The 17,758-nt window shown below is 49.9% G+C and carries 23 protein-coding genes, 1 tRNA gene and 2 pseudogenes; 12 read left to right on the forward strand and 14 right to left on the reverse strand.

Translation table 11 applies throughout. From position 1 onward, the window contains the following. Positions 1-28: 28 nt before the first annotated feature. The 6 genes and pseudogenes from FDW88_RS01165 to FDW88_RS01190 form a co-directional block, all read right to left on the reverse strand. A pseudogene (locus tag FDW88_RS01165) lies at positions 29-436 on the reverse strand (MT-A70 family methyltransferase); the annotation flags it as partial. After that, positions 436-879 carry a hypothetical protein gene (locus FDW88_RS01170; protein WP_137361855.1) on the reverse strand — a complete coding sequence of 148 codons (444 nt, stop codon included), beginning with the start codon at positions 877-879 and terminating at the stop codon, positions 436-438. The gene FDW88_RS01170 and the pseudogene FDW88_RS01165, both read right to left, overlap by 1 nt. A gap of 2 nt (positions 880-881) precedes the next feature. Further along, positions 882-1,826: a conserved phage C-terminal domain-containing protein gene (locus tag FDW88_RS01175; RefSeq protein WP_137361856.1), complete on the reverse strand. Its 945-nt coding sequence runs from the start codon at positions 1,824-1,826 to the stop codon at positions 882-884. After that, complete coding sequence (locus FDW88_RS01180) at positions 1,810-1,995, reverse strand: DUF4222 domain-containing protein (RefSeq protein WP_095112425.1); 186 nt, start codon at positions 1,993-1,995, stop codon at positions 1,810-1,812. The genes FDW88_RS01175 and FDW88_RS01180 overlap by 17 nt, the downstream gene beginning before the upstream one ends. A gap of 240 nt (positions 1,996-2,235) precedes the next feature. After that, positions 2,236-2,700 (reverse strand): YmfL family putative regulatory protein, encoded by a 465-nt coding sequence (locus tag FDW88_RS01185; protein WP_032207800.1) that lies wholly within the window; start codon positions 2,698-2,700, stop codon positions 2,236-2,238. 22 nt (positions 2,701-2,722) lie between these two features. Beyond that, the gene (locus tag FDW88_RS01190) at positions 2,723-2,989 is read right to left on the reverse strand and encodes a YdaS family helix-turn-helix protein (RefSeq protein ID WP_137361857.1); all 267 of its coding nucleotides are present in this window, start codon (positions 2,987-2,989) and stop codon (positions 2,723-2,725) included. Positions 2,990-3,058: 69 nt separating this feature from the next. Between FDW88_RS01190 and FDW88_RS01195 the strand changes: the two genes are divergently transcribed. The 11 genes from FDW88_RS01195 to FDW88_RS01245 all read left to right on the forward strand — a co-directional run bounded on the left by FDW88_RS01195 (position 3,059) and on the right by FDW88_RS01245 (position 9,101). Then, a complete protein-coding gene (locus FDW88_RS01195) occupies positions 3,059-3,778 on the forward strand; it encodes a S24 family peptidase (RefSeq protein WP_048231587.1) in 720 nt (239 codons plus the stop codon). A 504-nt stretch (positions 3,779-4,282) separates the two neighbouring features. Beyond that, positions 4,283-4,359 (forward strand) — tRNA-Arg (locus tag FDW88_RS01200). 362 nt (positions 4,360-4,721) lie between these two features. After that, positions 4,722-5,042, forward strand: coding sequence for a hypothetical protein (locus FDW88_RS01205; protein WP_099530449.1), 321 nt, complete (start codon positions 4,722-4,724; stop codon positions 5,040-5,042). Between the two features lie 102 nt (positions 5,043-5,144). Further along, a complete protein-coding gene (locus FDW88_RS01210; protein WP_138957009.1) occupies positions 5,145-5,504 on the forward strand; it encodes a hypothetical protein in 360 nt (119 codons plus the stop codon). Then, positions 5,504-6,334: a chromosome partitioning protein ParB gene (locus FDW88_RS01215; RefSeq protein WP_137361859.1), complete on the forward strand. Its 831-nt coding sequence runs from the start codon at positions 5,504-5,506 to the stop codon at positions 6,332-6,334. The genes FDW88_RS01210 and FDW88_RS01215 overlap by 1 nt, the downstream gene beginning before the upstream one ends. After that, a complete protein-coding gene (locus FDW88_RS01220) occupies positions 6,331-6,939 on the forward strand; it encodes a hypothetical protein (RefSeq protein WP_137361860.1) in 609 nt (202 codons plus the stop codon). The genes FDW88_RS01215 and FDW88_RS01220 overlap by 4 nt, the downstream gene beginning before the upstream one ends. 47 nt (positions 6,940-6,986) lie before the next feature. Continuing rightward, the gene (locus FDW88_RS01225; protein WP_371414751.1) at positions 6,987-7,304 is read left to right on the forward strand and encodes a hypothetical protein; all 318 of its coding nucleotides are present in this window, start codon (positions 6,987-6,989) and stop codon (positions 7,302-7,304) included. A gap of 3 nt (positions 7,305-7,307) precedes the next feature. Further along, positions 7,308-7,616: a hypothetical protein gene (locus FDW88_RS01230; protein ID WP_137361862.1), complete on the forward strand. Its 309-nt coding sequence runs from the start codon at positions 7,308-7,310 to the stop codon at positions 7,614-7,616. A 3-nt stretch (positions 7,617-7,619) separates the two neighbouring features. After that, on the forward strand, positions 7,620-8,090 hold the full coding sequence (locus FDW88_RS01235; RefSeq protein ID WP_137361863.1) for a hypothetical protein: 471 nt from the start codon (positions 7,620-7,622) through the stop codon (positions 8,088-8,090). Then, positions 8,087-8,527 (forward strand): hypothetical protein, encoded by a 441-nt coding sequence (locus FDW88_RS22625; RefSeq protein ID WP_249354866.1) that lies wholly within the window; start codon positions 8,087-8,089, stop codon positions 8,525-8,527. The genes FDW88_RS01235 and FDW88_RS22625 overlap by 4 nt, the downstream gene beginning before the upstream one ends. Position 8,528: 1 nt before the next feature. Beyond that, the gene (locus FDW88_RS01245) at positions 8,529-9,101 is read left to right on the forward strand and encodes a 3'-5' exonuclease (protein WP_116328933.1); all 573 of its coding nucleotides are present in this window, start codon (positions 8,529-8,531) and stop codon (positions 9,099-9,101) included. A 198-nt stretch (positions 9,102-9,299) separates the two neighbouring features. Here the strand turns inward: FDW88_RS01245 and FDW88_RS01255 are convergent, their stop codons facing one another. After that, complete coding sequence (locus FDW88_RS01255) at positions 9,300-10,697, reverse strand: tyrosine-type recombinase/integrase (RefSeq protein WP_137361864.1); 1,398 nt, start codon at positions 10,695-10,697, stop codon at positions 9,300-9,302. A 214-nt stretch (positions 10,698-10,911) separates the two neighbouring features. Here FDW88_RS01255 and FDW88_RS01260 point away from each other — a divergent pair, with 214 nt between their 5' ends. Beyond that, positions 10,912-11,172, forward strand: a complete 261-nt coding sequence (locus FDW88_RS01260; RefSeq protein ID WP_137361865.1) for a YfhL family 4Fe-4S dicluster ferredoxin — start codon at positions 10,912-10,914, stop codon at positions 11,170-11,172. Here FDW88_RS01260 and acpS read toward each other — a convergent pair. The 7 genes and pseudogenes from acpS to lepA form a co-directional block, all read right to left on the reverse strand. Next, positions 11,169-11,549: a holo-ACP synthase gene (acpS, locus tag FDW88_RS01265; RefSeq protein WP_115257753.1), complete on the reverse strand. Its 381-nt coding sequence runs from the start codon at positions 11,547-11,549 to the stop codon at positions 11,169-11,171. The genes FDW88_RS01260 and acpS overlap by 4 nt on opposite strands. Continuing rightward, positions 11,549-12,280, reverse strand: coding sequence for a pyridoxine 5'-phosphate synthase (pdxJ, locus tag FDW88_RS01270; RefSeq protein WP_096756128.1), 732 nt, complete (start codon positions 12,278-12,280; stop codon positions 11,549-11,551). The genes acpS and pdxJ overlap by 1 nt, the downstream gene beginning before the upstream one ends. Before the next feature lie 11 nt (positions 12,281-12,291). Further along, a pseudogene (gene recO / locus FDW88_RS01275) lies at positions 12,292-13,006 on the reverse strand (DNA repair protein RecO). Positions 13,007-13,037: 31 nt separating this feature from the next. Continuing rightward, a complete protein-coding gene (gene era, locus FDW88_RS01280; RefSeq protein ID WP_096756127.1) occupies positions 13,038-13,943 on the reverse strand; it encodes a GTPase Era in 906 nt (301 codons plus the stop codon). Next, complete coding sequence (rnc, locus tag FDW88_RS01285) at positions 13,940-14,620, reverse strand: ribonuclease III (RefSeq protein WP_003037579.1); 681 nt, start codon at positions 14,618-14,620, stop codon at positions 13,940-13,942. The genes era and rnc overlap by 4 nt, the downstream gene beginning before the upstream one ends. 270 nt (positions 14,621-14,890) lie before the next feature. Then, a complete protein-coding gene (lepB, locus tag FDW88_RS01290) occupies positions 14,891-15,865 on the reverse strand; it encodes a signal peptidase I (RefSeq protein WP_137361866.1) in 975 nt (324 codons plus the stop codon). A 15-nt stretch (positions 15,866-15,880) separates the two neighbouring features. Continuing rightward, the gene (gene lepA / locus FDW88_RS01295; RefSeq protein WP_096756125.1) at positions 15,881-17,680 is read right to left on the reverse strand and encodes a translation elongation factor 4; all 1,800 of its coding nucleotides are present in this window, start codon (positions 17,678-17,680) and stop codon (positions 15,881-15,883) included. Positions 17,681-17,758 lie beyond the last annotated feature (78 nt).

Here is a 17,758-nt window from a genome sequence, read left to right on the forward strand (position 1 = left end):
AGTGGATCACTTTTTACCCGTTGTTGACACCTCTGGTAGCGATTAACAGATCCTCGGTATTGGCGCGGGTATAGTTACCACCGTTCATTCGGGTCTGAGCGTTCAACAGGTCGAGGAAGTCGTAAAAGTCCTCTACACCACCAGCCTGAAGCGCTTTATTGATATGCTGTTCTGCCAGTGAGTTAAGCTTCACCCAGGTGAATCCCTTCATGGTCCGAACCTTAAACCCCCATGCTTCAGCAAGTTCGATCGCCTCACGTGTATGTGTACCGGTGAACCACATGGCCAGAACGGAATCTTCCGCAGCTAGCTCCCAGACGGGCAGACGTTTTATGTCGATGAGTTTCATCGTTCCATAATGCTTTTCCGCTGCACCATTGCTGATGGTGTTCCCGTATTCCCACGGCGGATCGGCGTAAATCAGTGAGTAACTCATTAACAACCTCCCGAAAATCGACCAGCCAGATAACATCCTTCTTCGGCAATAACTGCTGGCTTAGCCAGGCCAAGACAGCGCTGACGTTCTGCCAGAATTGCTGCTCGCTCTGATTCAATGGCTGACACGCTGAACGCCTCCATGTATATCGTCGCGGCACGGTGAAAGAGGCCTTTCGACTCCAGGCCTTTCGCCGTTTCCATCATGGCGCTGACTTCAGGAGTTGGCTCAAACACCTCGAAGTGGCAATCTGCTGGCGGTTCTGCGTAATAGCGATAACACTTTCCCGCGTGTTTACGTGTTGCACGCTTTGTATCAACTAGTCGGCATACGGCACGCTGAACCGACTGAATATCGTATTCTGTCAGTGCTGCAGCTATCTGCTTGTTGGTTAGCCCAGGGTTCTGAGCTACAAACATCTGGATAGTTTTCAGTAAGCTCATCGTTACCCCCTGAACCCTGGTGGAGTGGAGCCGTAATCAGTGTTTTTGAAACTGGATTTGAAGATGCCATCCTCACGGGCCCACTCACCATTCACTCTGGCTGGTCTGCCAGCTTTGGACCAACTGTTCGCTGACTTCAGATAACCCGGGAACTTGGACGGCTGGAAAAGCGTCTGGGGTCGCAGGTAGTCAGACATCTTCAGGTCATCACCCCACTTCGCGTTGCAGTAATCCACCACCAGCGACAACTCTTCAACAGTGAACCCTTCACCGATACGTGCACGGATGTTTTGCAGCGAGGTAGTCGATACCTGATAACGGGAGTTGGTGACCTGGTTCAGATGAACCAAAACCTTTTTCGCCTGATCGGTGATCAACACATCACGGTCGGGTTGCCGCGCAACCTGACAAGAAGGTTTTATAGTCTGTATGTCTAACTCTGCATTAAAGTCTGTATAGAGATAGGATTCCGTACTTTCGCGGTCACCAAGATTCCCTTTATTCGCGGTTTTAGAAACGTGACTTCGCGGTTTTGACTCCGCATCTTTACGTTTTCCTTTCCGCACTTTCACGAAATCGGCATTCTCAGGAAAAATAACTGAAATAAGAGCGTCGCCATCAATGCGATAATGCTTGGTAGGTGTTCCATTGACCTTTTTAGAGCAGGTCTCAATAACTCCAGGGAGATACTTGCTTACCAGTTTTTTAACAAGACGCTCGGTTTGATCCTCAGTCAACTCACCAGCTTCAATGCCAAGCTCTTTGTGAGTTTTGTAGAACCAGCCGTCCTCAGAACCAAACGCTGACCAGAAAACAAGGTTGTTAAGAACAGCAGCGAGCGCATGGGCCTGCTGATCCTCCTTGAAGAACTGCAAGTATGGCCTTGGAAGAACAATGACGTTCTTCTGACCCGACATGGATTGGACGATGTCAAATATTCTGCTCATGATCGCCCTTTAACTCTGTAAATTTGCGCTGGAACTGCTCGAGTGGACTGAAGCACTCATGCTCATATCCGTCGCGCAGGTATATAACCCGTTGAGTTTCTGGTTCCCACCGGATAACCCTGACAGGGACGCCGTAACTGTCTTTAAACCATCTGTTGAGTGCCCGCATTCGACCTTCTCCGCCTGGCCGTTGAAATCACCTACAACCCAATCAGCAAACTGGTAGCAGACAGGCTCAAAGCATCCGGATACCATTACCCCATACACGAACTGCACCGGACCTTTTCCACCCGGCATAGGTCGAGCAATAAGTTGCGACCTGCGGTACTGTGTTGTTACACTGTTCATGCGTTAGTTTCTCCACTGAATACGACACGCCACGACGCCAGGAGCTGCACACTCGCTGGCGTCACTTCTTTTGACGGCGGCTGAATAAGGCCACAATCGCGCGGATTTCTTCTTCACGCGCTGCCAGATGACGGCGGTGATGTTCCTGAATCTCTTCAGCTTCATGCTTTTCAATCACTCCATCCTCAAGCGCCTTCTGGATAATCTGATCAACCTGACCTCTTGCAGCTGCTGTGCGCATTGCACGGCTGAACAAGTCAACACGGTCCAGATCTTCCAGGCTTGGTACATCCACCAGCAGTGCGCCGCGACGCTTGGCAAAGTAGTCGGCAACGAATGACGTGTTGGAAATGTCCTCCATCGCTTCCAGCTCAGTTACTTCAAAGAACCGGCATCCGTTTTTCTCGTACAGGTTGTTGTTGAACTGGGTTTCTGACATACCTAACGCACCAGCCATAGCCTGACGGCCTCCGGGGTACGCTTTACACATCGCTTTCACCACTTCTTTCAGGGTTTGCTCTACCATCTTGTTTTTCCTTTGGTAGTTATCAATCAACTAAAAGTTGCGTACTGTTGGGCTGTACCGGTAATCCATCATGTTTATTTGGGTAAATATCTGGTCGTAATTCATGTGGCGTTACAGTCCATCCACCCCACTGACATAACTGAATTACCCTTTCTGAAGGGACTCTGTTTTTCGAAATCCAGTTCGCAACTGATTGAACTGACTGAAATTCGAATTTTCTTGACACTTCAGAAATTGAGCCAACCGCTTTAACAGCTTTAGCGGTGGCATTTTTGTGTTGATCTGACATGTTCTCTCCTGTGACTAAGCTTGCATCAATACTACTTATAGTAGCAATTATTAGCAACTTAAAATAGAAATGACAACTATGCCTTGTGCGCTTAATCTTCTACTTATGGTGGAAAATGCTAAATACAAAGACTTTGCCGACAGGCTAAACAAGTCTCTCCAAGAGCAATCAATTGGAGTTAAAGAATTGTCAGAGTTCAGTGGTGTCTCATATGAGATGGCGCGACGCTATACTCTTGGTACTGCAAAACCACGAGATGAAAAGATGATTCGAATTGCAGACAGGCTTGCCGTATCCCCTGCTTATCTTGATTACGGGGTACCTGTTAATGGTGGTGATGCGCCCGCTACCGGGACGGTTAGAATTCAGCAATTGGATGTACATGCGTCAGCCGGTTCGGGATATATCAATCAACCGTTTCCAACGATTGTCAGCTCGATAGAAATACCAGAAGAAAGGATTTTCGAATTGTTTGGCCGGAGAAGCTTAGATGGTATCGTGATGATCAACGTAGATGGCGACAGTATGATGCCTACGTTGTGCCCTAAGGATCTGCTCTTCATTGATAGTAAAGTTGAGCAATTCAGTGGAGATGGTGTTTACGTGTTCAACTTCGAGGACAGTACCTTTGTAAAAAGACTACAAAAAGTTAAAGGTCGTCGTCTGGCTGTCCTATCAGACAATGAACACTATCCTCCCTTCTTCATAGAAGAACACGAAATGAATGAGGTTTACATCTTCGGCAAACTTATCAGATGCTTGCCTCTGAAAATGATAGAGTTTGGATAATCATTCATCCATAAAGAACCGGCGAAAGCCGGTTTTTTTTCGCCTATAAAATCTGATGCACTATAAAAAAACAATCTAAAAGATAATTTTCTACTTTTTGTTGTTGCATTTATCTACTTAAAGTAGCTATATTCTATTCACCAACAGCAAACAGCCAATCACGGTAAGCATCTCGCAGGGTTCTTACCGTGATTGGAAGAGTTACCACTTGGAGACGGTCCTTATAAATGTCCTGGACAGTGGCGCTTTGGTCGCGATAACAACCACTCCAGTTGATCCTGGGAGTTATCAGGTCAGTGAGATGCCAGCACGCTCGACGGCAGTGACAGCCGGAAGTAGACGGCGCAGCCCAGACGATATCTGAGTGGCTTAAAAAACAGATGGGAACCGGTGGAATCCCGGTACACAACGAAAAGAGCGCTGGCATGCAAAAAATATCTCGCAGCCGTAGCAGTACCAAAAGCCAGGATGGAACGGCAGAAACGCGGTAGTGCTCTTTTCGTTGTGGCATTAGCTCAGATGGATAGAGCAACGGCCTTCTAAGCCGTGGGTCGCAGGTTCGAACCCTGCATGCTGCACCAGAGTCACGTAGCCAGCGTGGTACCAGGAAGTAAGAAAGCTGTGTGGAGTCTTGGCGGTACCAGTACCAACCTTTGAAGTCTCTGGTACCGCCCTTTTTACTCAACTGAAAGCGCGTTCTGTCCCTTGTCATTAAGTGCCAGTTCGTTAAATCCAAAACCAGCGGAACGCGCTTTCAATTGAGTGGAGAACTAAGCACCGGCATTGCAGTACCGGTTATGGCGATCAGCCTCAAGCATCCACTGGGTGCTTGGTGATGGTAATAACGCCATCTCAACCTTACAGGAGACGTTGAGACTGTTCTGGTTGAATTGGAGAAATATTCTTAGCCCGCTTCGCGGCGGGCACTTTTTCTGGAGGTTGTATGTCTGCGAATGATCTGGCGGTTAAGTACGGTACTTACCAGCCCGAAAATTTACTGATTATTCTCCCACTGGACGAAGCATCAGACATCATTCGCGAGCGTCTTCGCGCCGAAGTAAGGAGTGAACTGGAATCTGAATATGAAGATCGTATTTCAGACGCCGAAGAAGATGCTTCCGAATGGGAATCGAAATCTGATAGTTACGAATGTGATGCTACCTGCTTCGCCAGAGCAGTTGAACAGGCTTTACTGGCACCATCATTCGAAGAGGCAAAGATTATTCTCGAACGAGTTCGATCGGATAACAGGGAATATTTTTAACTAATTATTAATTCGACGAATTAGGCAGCATTCATAGTGCCGGGATTCGTGCAACCAAAATTCAGCGCCGTGCAGGGCGCATATAACACGGAGAAACTAACCATGACGACCACACAGAACGTCACTGAGTTACAACCACGCATGACACGAGAGCAGTTGATCGATGCAGCCCGTAAAGCTGCCCCTCTCCTTCCGGTTGCTTACCGCGGGATCATGACCGAACTGGCTAACCGCCTTGATATCGTCAGCGTTGCGCTGTGCGAGTCAATGGAACAGCGTAAGTCGCTGGCTATTGAGAACACCGAATTACGCGATGACGTTATCTGCTGGGCAAAAGAATGCGATCGCATCGTTGAAAGACACACAAAAACACGCAGCAACATGCACCTTCTGGAAGCTCAGCGCGAACTGCGTGATTTAACTCCGGTAACTAATGTTGTGATGAATGAAGGGGCTAAGTGATGGCCGCTAACTCATTCAAACAAATGTCACGTGATGGGACCATCAAGCGCACCGATACCGGGATGTTTATTAGCCTTGAACATATTCACGTGCGTGAAGGTTTCAACAAGCGTGAAGATGACGAACGCACCCGCCAGGCAGATGATGACCTGTTTAACTATCTGATGAACGGTGGAACCGTTCCTCCGCTGGAGGTTATCGCACGTGATGAAGGTGGTGTGTGGGTTGTTGAAGGACATCGCCGCCGTCGTTGCTACGCTCGTTGTGCTGAAGCTGGTAAGCCAGTAGACCGCATTCATATCATGCCGTTTAACGGCAACGATGTGCAGCGTCTGGCTCGCATCATGACCAGTAATAACCAACTCCCCCTTTCCGATATTGAACAGGCCGCCGTTATTCAGGAGCTTCATAACGCTTTCAACCAGACCACCAGCGAGATTGCAAAGCTGGTTAACAAATCTGTGCCGACTGTTGAAAAACTTCTGCTTCTAAGCACTGCTAACCACGACGTTCAGAATGAAGTTAAATCCGGGGCCGTGTCCGTAGATGTGGCAGTTGACCGCGTAAAAGAGTTCGGCGAAAAGGCCGGGGAGGTTCTCCAGAAGGATAAAGCTTCTGCTGCTGCCAAAGGCAAGAAAAAAGTCACCCGAAGCGTTATAGCGCCCGAAATTAGCATTAAGAAAGCGCGTCGCCTTGTAGAGCTGATCAGCGTGGTGGGTATAAGCGACACAGGTGTTATCGCTCTCGAAGGATTGGTACATGCAGAAGTCGTGGAAATTATCGACGAGCACAAAGCTATCGCCGCTCTGCGTCATGGAGAAACATCATGATTACCGAAAAAAATAATGTTTTTTATTGCGACTGCGGTTTTTCATGGCGGCGCGGTATGAGCGGTTCACATAATTGTGAGGATGGATTACGGGCAAAACTCACAGACATGGCAGTACAGCTCGCTAACGCCGAGAGCAAGTGCAGGGAACTGGCGGCGGAGAATGAAAAGCAGCTGACGCATAGCGAGGCACTGGCGGTCGATAATGCAGCATTGCGTGAAGTGGTTGAGCGCATGGTTAACCAATTTGCAATGAGCGGTATTTCTCCAGAGGAGAAGTCAATCAATCCAGCTAAATCACTAATGTTTGATGCTAAATCAGCATTATTTATGCCGGCCACCGACGCTTTCCTGGCTGAAGTGCGGGCGCAAGTCTGGATTGAAGGTAGCGAGCCAGAAGAATTTGGGCGTTATTGGGTTCGTTACGAAACTGATGTGGGACCGCAATACTGCTCTGCTGAGTGGATGGAATACAACTTCTGCGCCGGTAGTAACACCAATATCCATAAAATATGGCTGGCAGACCATTCTCGGTCGATTAACTCTCTGCGCGGCGTAACGCATTACACCAAATTGCCTGATTCACTGGAAGGAGCAGCCCAATGACAGCACTCAACAAACAGGCGCTGCGTGAAGCGGCGCAGGAAGAAATAATGCTCCGCTCTGTCAGTGATACCTCTGACGCCTGGCAGGATGAAGCAAGCCCGGAAGCTGTGCTGGCGCTGCTGGATGAGCTGGAAGCCGCAGAGAAGCGCATAGCAGAACAACGTGAGTATTACGAAGGCGTTATTGCTGATGGAAGTCGTCGGATAGCAGAACTGGAGGCGCGGACGGTTGTAGTAAAGCAATTCGATGACTTCCAGATTGTCCACTATGGCGGTTCTGAGGATTACGCGAAAGGTTATATCGACTGCCAGAACAACTACAACAAAGCGCTTACCGCCGCTGGCATTGGCGTGAAGGGGGAATGAGATATGAAAGAGCTGAGATTTTATGGCGCAAGTGATGACCTTTTCGAATGCGAAGGTGCCATTCGCGAGGAAATTGGCTGCTTTAACAAACCGGGCATATATCACCTGAAATCTGCAGAAGGTGAAATGCAGGTAGTCGGGTATTACCTTGATTCGGGGCTGTGGAGCGTAGGTATCAGCCAAATTGCCGAAGACGTACCGCTGCCAACATGGCCTGCCTCGTACAGTGTTCATGAGCGTGGCTACAGCACACTGCTGACGATTTCCGTACCTGATGATATCGCGCTGGTAATGCCAGATGATGAGGACTAACCCATGACAACTAACAACCACCCGGCGCACGGTCCTGTATCACTCGCTCGCCTGCACCAGATACGCGAAATACTAAGTAAAGCAGCAGCACAAAGCGACGGCGGTAATCTCGGCTACGCAATGGCTGATGCTGTGAAGGTGATTGATGAAGTCCTGAATATACCTGAAAAATTGCCATGCCCTGTTCATCTTGAGCCGGGTCTTAAATTCGGCAAAGGAGTGCCTACTAGTTTAGTTCTTGGAGCATTGCGTCGACGTGCTGACTATTACGCCGAACTTGAAGCTATGACACCAGAACAGAGAGTGGAGCATGATGCTGGGATTTCTGAGTTTAAAGCGATGCTTGGCACGCCAGCGCCAGCAGTGCCGGATGAAATTGACGTTAATGACTCTGCACTTGATACCCACAGAAAATGGATGGCAGAGGGCTGGAATCGTTGCCGCGCCGCCATGATAAATGCAGATAAATCATGACTATTAAACCAGTATCCGACTTGTACTTAATTACGTACGAAGATGGAAGGCCATACAAATATACCCTTGAAGCGGGAGAAGCTATTGATGCCATCGGTGCTGGGTTTAAGGTCGAAGAGTTCGTTAGTCTTGAAAACCATCGCGCCACCTTGCTTCAGGCTGGCAACTCTCCGGTAATTGGCATTGACCTAGCAGCCGGCCCTGACAGAACGGAGGAGGTTCGGTACCTTGCGCCTCCAGGCTACGTGATTGTGCCGATTGTTCCGACCGAGGACATGATTATTAACGGCTTCGAATCGGTTCCAGATCCGCACTTCAGCGATGAAAAAGAGTGGGAGGAATACGAAGCATTGAGTGGATGCCGACAGGCAGCGCGCCGGGCTGAGTTGTGCTGGGCAGCAATGATTAAAGCAGCACCAAAACAGGAGAATATTTAACGTGAACAATTTAATGATCGACCTTGAAACTATGGGGAATAAACCAAATGCCCCCATCGTCTCTATCGGTGCTGTGTTTTTTGATCCTTCAACTGGTGAACTGGGCCCTGAATTTTACCGGGTTGTTAGCCTGAAAAGCGCGATTGCTGGAGGTGCCGTTCCTGACCCTGAAACAATAATTTGGTGGATGCGGCAAAGCGAAGGAGCTCGAATGGCTATTTGCGATGAGGATGCGACAACGATTTCAGCCGCCCTGATAAAGCTGAATACCTTTATTCTTGATAACTCTGACATTGATAAAGTTCAGGTCTGGGGTAATGGCGCTACCTTTGATAATGTAATCCTCCGCTCCAGCTATGACCGTGAATTAATCCCCTGCATGTGGAAATTCTGGAATGATCGTGATGTCCGAACTATCGTCGAATTAGGAAGGAAAATAGGAATCAACCCACGCCGGGACATACCGTTTGAAGGTGACATGCATAATGCCCTAGCCGATGCAAAACATCAGGCTAAGTATGTCTCAGCTATCTGGAAGCGGCTCATCATCACCATCGATAACAGTGAGGAATAACATGACTGAACAACCTGATGATCTCCTCACTCCGGACGAGGTATGCCAGAAATTAGGGATTACGCAAAAAACATTATGTAAATGGAATACAGAACACCGGCACCGTTCTACATTAGCCCCTGTAAAATTCAGCGCTAAAGTCGTTCGCTATGAGCGCCGTAATGTAGAGGCTTTTATCCAGAAATGCCGGAGCCAGTATTAACCCCGTCGTCTTAGCAGTGCAACCTGCGCGAGTATGCTCCGCTCGTGAGCCTCAAATGCCTCGCGCTTTAACGCAATCTCTTCCTGCAAAATCTCATCTGAAAAGTCGTAGTGTTCTGCCATCGGGTCATCTGACTTGCTGGAATGGTGAAGGCACAGGAGGCTTACTTCCCTTCTATCTGATCGGGAGTAGCCTCTTTCCTTCATCAGGGCAATAACATTGCTCTTAAGGAATTTACGGCACATCGTATTAAACGCCCCCTCCTTCCCTTTAATTGTCCCGTCGTGCTTCATCCCTTTTACCGCCCCTTCCGGGCTGTATGTTTTAACCAGTTTATCCAGAGATCGTTTTGAAAATGCCTGCATAGGGTCGCGCGGCTGCAAGAACACATAATCTTTATTGCACTCAGGAACTGAATCGCGCCAGGCTTTCTGCTCGTCGATAATCCTCCTGATCTCTGGCGTTATCGGCAGGCGGAAAGCCTTTTGTGTTTTCATCGCCCCGCGCATACCGATCACGCCTTCTGGATAAACGATTTCATCTGCATCCTCGTTGACGTAATCCCAGCGCAAGTTATTAATGTTTATCGGGCGAACGCCAGTAATAATCATGAATCTAACGGCATTTTTCTGGTGTATAGAGGTGCAGGCAGCCACATTGAGCCAAAGGCGGGCGATTGATTCAATATCCGTAAATAGTCGCGTTGGGGTTGGTTTCTGCACACGAGAAGAAACATAATCATCTGGCAAACTGGCGGCAATGTTACGCCCATTGCAAAGTGTAGGAGCACAAAATTTCCAGAACCGACGAAGCTCACCAAATAACTCTAACGCGTTATTATTGGAACGTGTTGCGATCCACTCATCCAGAACATCCACCAGCCGACTGTAAGTCACATCACTGAATACTTCACGCTCTCCGAACGTTGCTTTGATTCTGTCGATACGTACCCCATAGGTAGTGAAGCTATCAGGACTCAACTTCTGCCTGTCTACTTTTGCTTTAAGGTCTTCACGGTACATTTCCAAAGCTGCGTGGACAGATTCAGCACGTAACCCACCCTCTGCCATTTCTGATGCTTTCTCTCTGGCTATTTGAATTGCGAGTTCCGGCCATTCGCCAAGTTTTTTACCTTTCAGCCCCATCTTTTTAGGGAACTCAGCGTAAAATGTCACCTTACCTGCTTTACTAAAATCAATGCGGAGATAATTTTCTTTTTCGTATTTGGAACGGCGGGCGACGCCGGAGGCTGAGAGGATAATTTTGGCGGCAGCAACACAGATTTTCATGTGTGAGCTGGTATAGGGGGGTTTACAGGCATCCCACTTTTCAGACGAGGCTAAAACATCGTCATTATTGGGGCTATCCGGTTTATGTGTTACAGTGCGCGGCATTCTCAATCCTTATCTGCGAAGGCACAGAAAACAAGCTCACACATGCAGGTCTTTTCAGCGGGACAAAATGCAATGTGTTGCGGCTTTGTGTTACTGGACTGAGTTTATCAGGGTTAAATACACTGTATCAACATACAGTAAGTAAATAATAGAGAGTGATAGAGAAACTTTTTAACTTACTGATTTTAAAATGATTTAACGGTAATTCATTGAAATGTCATTACTAATTACTAAACGCTGTATCAATTGCGATATGTGCGAACCCGAATGCCCGAATGAGGCCATTTCAATGGGTGACAGCATTTACGAGATTAACAGCGACAAGTGTACGGAATGCGTAGGTCATTACGACACGCCAACCTGTCAAAAGGTGTGCCCGATCCCCAATACTATTTTGAAAGATCCGGCACATATCGAAACAGATGAACAGCTGTGGGATAAGTTTGTGTTAATGCATCACGCAGACAAGCTTTAACTCTCAATAATGACCGTGGCGCAGGCATAGTGACGTTCATCGGCCAGCGTCACGTGCATATGCATAACACCGAGCTTCTCCGCCAGTTTTAACGCCTCTCCCCATAACCGCAAACGCGGCTTGCCGAGTTCATCGTTGAACACTTCGAACTGATTAAATGCCAGCCCGTTACGAATGCCGGTGCCAAAGGCTTTTGCCGCCGCCTCTTTTACCGCAAAACGCTTCGCCAGAAAACGCACCGGCTGCTGATGCGTTTCCCAAATGGTCCATTCGTTGTCGCTGAGGACGCGTCTGGCCAGCCGATCGCCGGAACGGGAGATCACCGCTTCAATGCGCGCAATCTCCACGATGTCCGTGCCTAATCCCAGAATCGCCATTAGCCACGCGCTTCCAGCATTAGACGTTTCATTTCCACTACGGCGTCTTTCAGACCGCTCATCACCGCACGTCCGATGATCGCATGACCAATGTTCAGCTCGTGCATTTCCGGGATCCGCGCAATAGCTTTGACGTTATGGTAAGTCAGGCCGTGACCGGCGTTCACCTTCAGACCCAGGCTGGCAGCAAAGGTCGCAGCTTTGGCGATACGTGCCAGTTCGCTGGCCTGTTCAGCATCGGTTTTCGCATCAGCATAGCAGCCGGTGTGAATTTCAATATACGGCGCGCCAACATCAGCAGCCGCTTTAATTTGTTCTTCATCGGCATCGATAAACAGCGAGACCAGGATCCCCGCATCCGCCAGACGCTTGCAGGCATCACGCATTTTGTCGCGTTGACCCGCCACATCCAAGCCGCCTTCAGTGGTGACTTCCTGACGTTTTTCCGGCACCAGGCAGCAGAAATGCGGCTTGGTTTCAACCGCGATGGCCAGCATCTCTTCCGTCACCGCCATTTCCAGATTCATACGTGTATCCAGCGTTTGACGCAGAATTCGCACGTCTCTGTCAGTAATATGACGACGGTCTTCACGCAGATGAACGGTGATCCCATCCGCCCCCGCTTGCTCAACGATAAATGCCGCCTGAACCGGGTCCGGGTATGCGGTGCCGCGTGCGTTACGTAAAGTGGCAATGTGGTCAATGTTGACGCCTAACAGTAATTCGGCCATGACAATCCTCGTTAATCATTATTTGTTTTTACTGCGCGTTTTGGCAAAAATTGCCGGAACAGTTCCCGGCTTTTTAACGGCTTACCACCAAGATACGGCTTTAACGCCATGCGGGTAAAGCGTTTCGCGGCACGTAACGTATCGGCATCCGGAAATTCACGCGATGCAAGTGCTTTGAGATGGCGTCCGGTAAAGGTGTTGTTATCAATAACGATGCTGGCGATAAACCCTTTTTCTTCCCGATAGCGATAGGTCATGGTGTCGTCCACCGGCTCACCGCTGCCCGCACAGTGGGCGAAATCCACGCCGTAGCCCAGATGACCGAGCAACGCCAGCTCAAAGCGACGCAGGGCGGGCTCTGGTGAACCGGATGTGCCTGCCAACGCCTGGATACAGTTCAGGTAATCGAAAAAGAGTTCAGAAAAGCGGGTCTCGTACTCAAGCACGCGAGAAATGAGTTCGTTGATATACAGACCGCTGTACAGCGTGATTCCGCTAAGCGGGAGTGCCAGAGAGACGGCTTCAGCGCTACGTAGGGTTTTGACCTCACCACGTCCACCAAAGCGAAGTAATAATGGGGTAAAAGGCTGGAGTGCGCCTTTCAGATTGGAGCGTTTGGAACGTGCGCCTTTAGCCACCCGACTCTTCCGTGAAAACGTCCAGCACTAAACTGGTTTCGCTCCAGGGGCGACTATGTAGGACAAATGCGCGTTGCCATCCATCCATCATAATACTCGTCGTCTTTCAGAGGAAGGGTTTAGACGTCGTCGCCGTAACCGAGACTGCGCAGCGCGCGTTCGTCATCGGCCCAGCCAGATTTCACTTTCACCCACAGTTCAAGGTGCACAGGCGCTTCGAACATTTCCTGCATGTCTTTACGTGCTTCAATACCGATGGTTTTAATTTTGGCCCCTTTGTTGCCAATTACCATCTTCTTCTGCCCTTCGCGTTCGACAAGGATCAGGCCGTTGATGTCGTAGCCGCCACGTTCGTTAGGGATAAAGCGCTCAATCTCAACGGTCACAGAATACGGCAGTTCAGCACCAAGGAAACGCATCAGCTTTTCACGGATGATTTCAGAGGCCATAAAGCGCTGCGAGCGGTCGGTGATGTAATCTTCCGGGAAGTGATGAATCGCTTCCGGCAGATGCTTACGCACGATGCCCGCAACGGTATCGACATTCATGCCGGTTTCGGCAGACATCGGTACGATGTCGAGGAAGTTCATCTGGCTTGCCAGGAACTGCAGGTGCGGCAGCAGATCGGCTTTTTCCTGGACGTTATCCACTTTGTTGACCGCCAGGATAACCGGAGCTTTACCGTCACGCAGTTTGTTCAGCACCATTTCGTCGTCCGGCGTCCAGCGCGTGCCCTCTACGACGAAAATAATCAATTCAACGTCACCAATAGAACTGCTGGCCGCTTTGTTCATCAGGCGGTTGATGGCACGCTTTTCTTCCATGTGCAGGCCCGGGGTATCAACATAAATAGCCTGATACGCGCCTTCGGTATGAATACCGACAATGCGGTGACGGGTCGTCTGCGCCTTACGGGAGGTAATGGAAATCTTCTGCCCAAGCAGATTATTCAACAGGGTGGATTTACCAACGTTCGGGCGACCGACGATGGCAATAAATCCGCAATAGGTTTTTTCTTCGCTCATTCCAGCTCCAGTTTTTTCAACGCCTGTTCGGCGGCAGCCTGCTCAGCCTTACGACGGCTCGAACCTGTGCCAACCACCGGTTCACTCAGGCCGCTAACCTGGCAGTGGATAGTAAATTCTTGATCGTGCGCTTCGCCACGGACCTGTACTACCAGATAAGACGGCAGCGGCAGGTGGCGACCCTGCAAGTATTCCTGCAAACGCGTTTTCGGATCTTTTTGTTTGTCGCCCGGACTAATTTCATCCAGACGGGTTTGATACCAGTTAAGGATCAGTTGTTCAACAGTCTGAATATCACTGTCGAGGAAGACGCCGCCGATCAGTGCTTCGACGGTATCAGCCAGAATAGATTCACGACGGAAGCCGCCGCTTTTCAGTTCGCCCGGCCCCAAACGTAAACATTCGCCGAGATCAAACTCACGGGCTAATTCAGCCAGCGTATTACCGCGCACCAGCGTGGCGCGCATGCGACTCATATCACCTTCGTCCACACGCGGAAAACGATGATACAACGCATTGGCAATAACAAAGCTCAAAATAGAGTCGCCTAAAAATTCTAAACGCTCGTTATGTTTGCTGCTGGCACTGCGGTGAGTTAATGCCTGCTGCAACAGTTCCTGATGATTAAAAGTGTAGCCCAGCTTCCGTTGAAGCCGATTAATTACGATGGGGTTCATGCGATACCAATAAATGAATGCGTCAACAATCCAGCACACGAAACAGACCTGATATACATCACTCGGTTAGCCGTTTCGGCGTCGCCTGAATGCGCTTGTATACGAATCAACGCTGTTTCGTGTGCCGTGGCAACCTGACGGTGCCAACCTAAAACTACGGGGGAATATTCTATACACAACGACAAGGGATGTCGTTAGTCTGCGGGAATTTATCCGAGAAATAATTCACGTTGCCGCCATTATGACGACAACGTGAACGATTATCAGCAATTAATGAATACCACCAATACGGCTTAAACGAACACCGGTCGGCCATTCACCTTCTTGCTTGTCGAAACTCATCCAGATGCCCGTCGCTTTACCCACCAGATTCGCTTCCGGTACAAATCCCCAGTAACGGCTGTCCGCGCTGTTGTCGCGGTTATCACCCATCATGAAGTAGTGTCCCGGTGGAACAATCCAGGTCGCCAGTTGCTGACCCGGTTGGCGGTAGTACATCCCCACCTGATCCTGCGCGATTGGCACGGTCAGAATGCGGTGCGTCACCTCGCCCAGCGTCTCTTTACGTTCGGTCAGGCGAATACCGTTATCTTTCGTTTCGCTCAGCGGAAGTTCGAAGAAACCACTGGTCGCTTCGCCACCGTTACGACGTGCAAACGTCTGTACGAAATCACTCGGCTGAACGTCAGAGTACGTGACCGGCAATGCGTTTTGACACGCCTGACCGGAGCGGCATCCTGGCTGGATCGTGACCTCTTTCGCCACTGGATCGTACGTCACTTTGTCTCCCGGTAAACCGACAGCGCGTTTGATGTAGTCCAGGCGCGGATCCTCCGGGTATTTAAACACCACGACATCACCACGTTTCGGATGGCCCGTTTCGATCAGTGTTTTCTGATAAATCGGATCTTTAATTCCGTAGGCAAATTTCTCCACCAGAATAAAATCACCAATTAACAGCGTCGGCATCATCGAACCCGATGGGATCTGGAACGGCTCATAAATAAATGAACGCACCACCAGTACAATCGCCAGTACCGGGAACACGGATGCTCCGGTTTCCAGCCAGCCCGGCTTCGGGGAGACTTTTTTCAGCGTTGTGTTATCCAGTGAATCACCCGCAGCGGCTTGTGCCGCTGCCTGACGCTCCCGGCGTTTTGGCGCAAAGATAAATTTATCTACGCACCATAAAATGCCCGTCACCAGTGTGGCAATCACCAGAATCAGGGCAAACATATTCGCCATGCCAACTCCTTAGGATTATTTGCTGTCTTTACCGACATGCAGAATGGCGAGGAACGCTTCCTGAGGCAGCTCGACGTTACCGATCTGCTTCATGCGTTTTTTACCTTCTTTCTGTTTCTGCAGCAGCTTTTTCTTACGGCTAATATCACCGCCATAGCACTTAGCCAGAACGTTTTTACGCAGCTGCTTAACCGTTGAACGCGCAATGATGTGCGTACCAATGGCTGCCTGAATCGCGATATCAAACTGCTGGCGTGGGATCAGTTCTTTCATCTTTTCCACCAGCTCACGGCCGCGGCTCTGTGAGTTATCACGGTGGGTAATGAGCGCCAGCGCATCAACACGCTCGTTGTTGATCAGAACATCAACGCGCACCATGTCAGAGGCCTGGAAGCGTTTGAAGTTATAGTCCAGTGACGCATAGCCACGAGACGTTGACTTCAGGCGGTCGAAGAAGTCGAGCACCACTTCTGCCATCGGGATTTCATAGGTCAGCGCCACCTGGTTACCGTGGTAAACCATGTTGGTCTGTACGCCACGCTTCTCGATACACAGCGTGATAACGTTGCCGAGATATGCCTGAGGCAGCAGCATATGACACTCAGCGATCGGCTCGCGCAGCTCATAGATGTTGTTCAGCGGCGGCAGTTTGGACGGGCTATCGACATAGATAGTCTCTTTACCCGTGGTTTCAACTTCGTAAACAACGGTCGGTGCAGTGGTTATCAGGTCCAGATCGTATTCACGTTCCAGACGTTCCTGAATGATCTCCATGTGCAGCAAACCAAGGAAGCCACAGCGGAAGCCGAAGCCCAGCGCGGTAGAGCTTTCCGGTTCATAGAACAGGGAGGCATCGTTCAGGCTCAGCTTACCTAACGCATCACGGAAGTTTTCGTAATCGTCAGAGCTGACCGGGAACAGACCGGCGTAAACCTGCGGTTTCACCTTTTTAAATCCTGGCAGCGCTTTATCTGCCGGATTACGTGCCTGAGTCAGCGTATCGCCGACCGGGGCGCCGAGGATGTCTTTAATCGCACAAACCAGCCAGCCCACTTCGCCGCACTTCAGTTCGGTACGGTCAACCTGCTTAGGCGTGAAGATCCCCAGACGGTCAGCGTTATACACCTGCCCGGTGCTCATCACTTTGATTTTGTCGCCTTTGCGCATGGTGCCGTTTTTAATACGTACCAGCGAGACCACACCCAGATAGTTATCGAACCAGGAGTCAATGATCAGCGCCTGCAGCGGGCCTTCCGGGTCACCTTCCGGCGGCGGAATTTCGCGCACCAGACGTTCCAGAACGTCGGTCACGCCGACGCCGGTTTTCGCCGAGCAGCGAACCGCATCTGTCGCATCGATACCGACGATATCTTCGATCTCTTCCGCTACACGCTCAGGATCGGCAGCCGGCAGGTCAATTTTGTTCAGTACAGGCACCACCTCGAGATCCATTTCCAGGGCGGTATAGCAGTTAGCCAGCGTTTGCGCTTCAACACCCTGTCCGGCGTCAACCACCAGCAGAGCGCCTTCACAGGCGGCAAGCGAGCGCGAAACTTCATACGAGAAGTCAACGTGGCCCGGCGTGTCGATAAAGTTAAGCTGGTAGGTTTCACCATCAGATGATTTGAAATCGAGCGTCACGCTCTGCGCTTTGATAGTAATACCGCGCTCACGCTCAAGATCCATCGAGTCGAGAACCTGCGCTTCCATTTCACGGTCAGACAGGCCACCGCAGATCTGGATAATACGGTCAGACAGCGTTGATTTACCGTGGTCGATGTGAGCTATGATTGAAAAGTTACGTATGTTCTTCATATAGTGTAATTATTGTGCCTTACGCCTGCCTGGGCAGGCTTTGAGAAGTCGCTGTTCTGAGCTTAACGTCGGTTTAAG

It is taken from the genome of Citrobacter sp. wls829 (assembly GCF_005280825.1).
Classification (GTDB): domain Bacteria; phylum Pseudomonadota; class Gammaproteobacteria; order Enterobacterales; family Enterobacteriaceae; genus Citrobacter; species Citrobacter gillenii.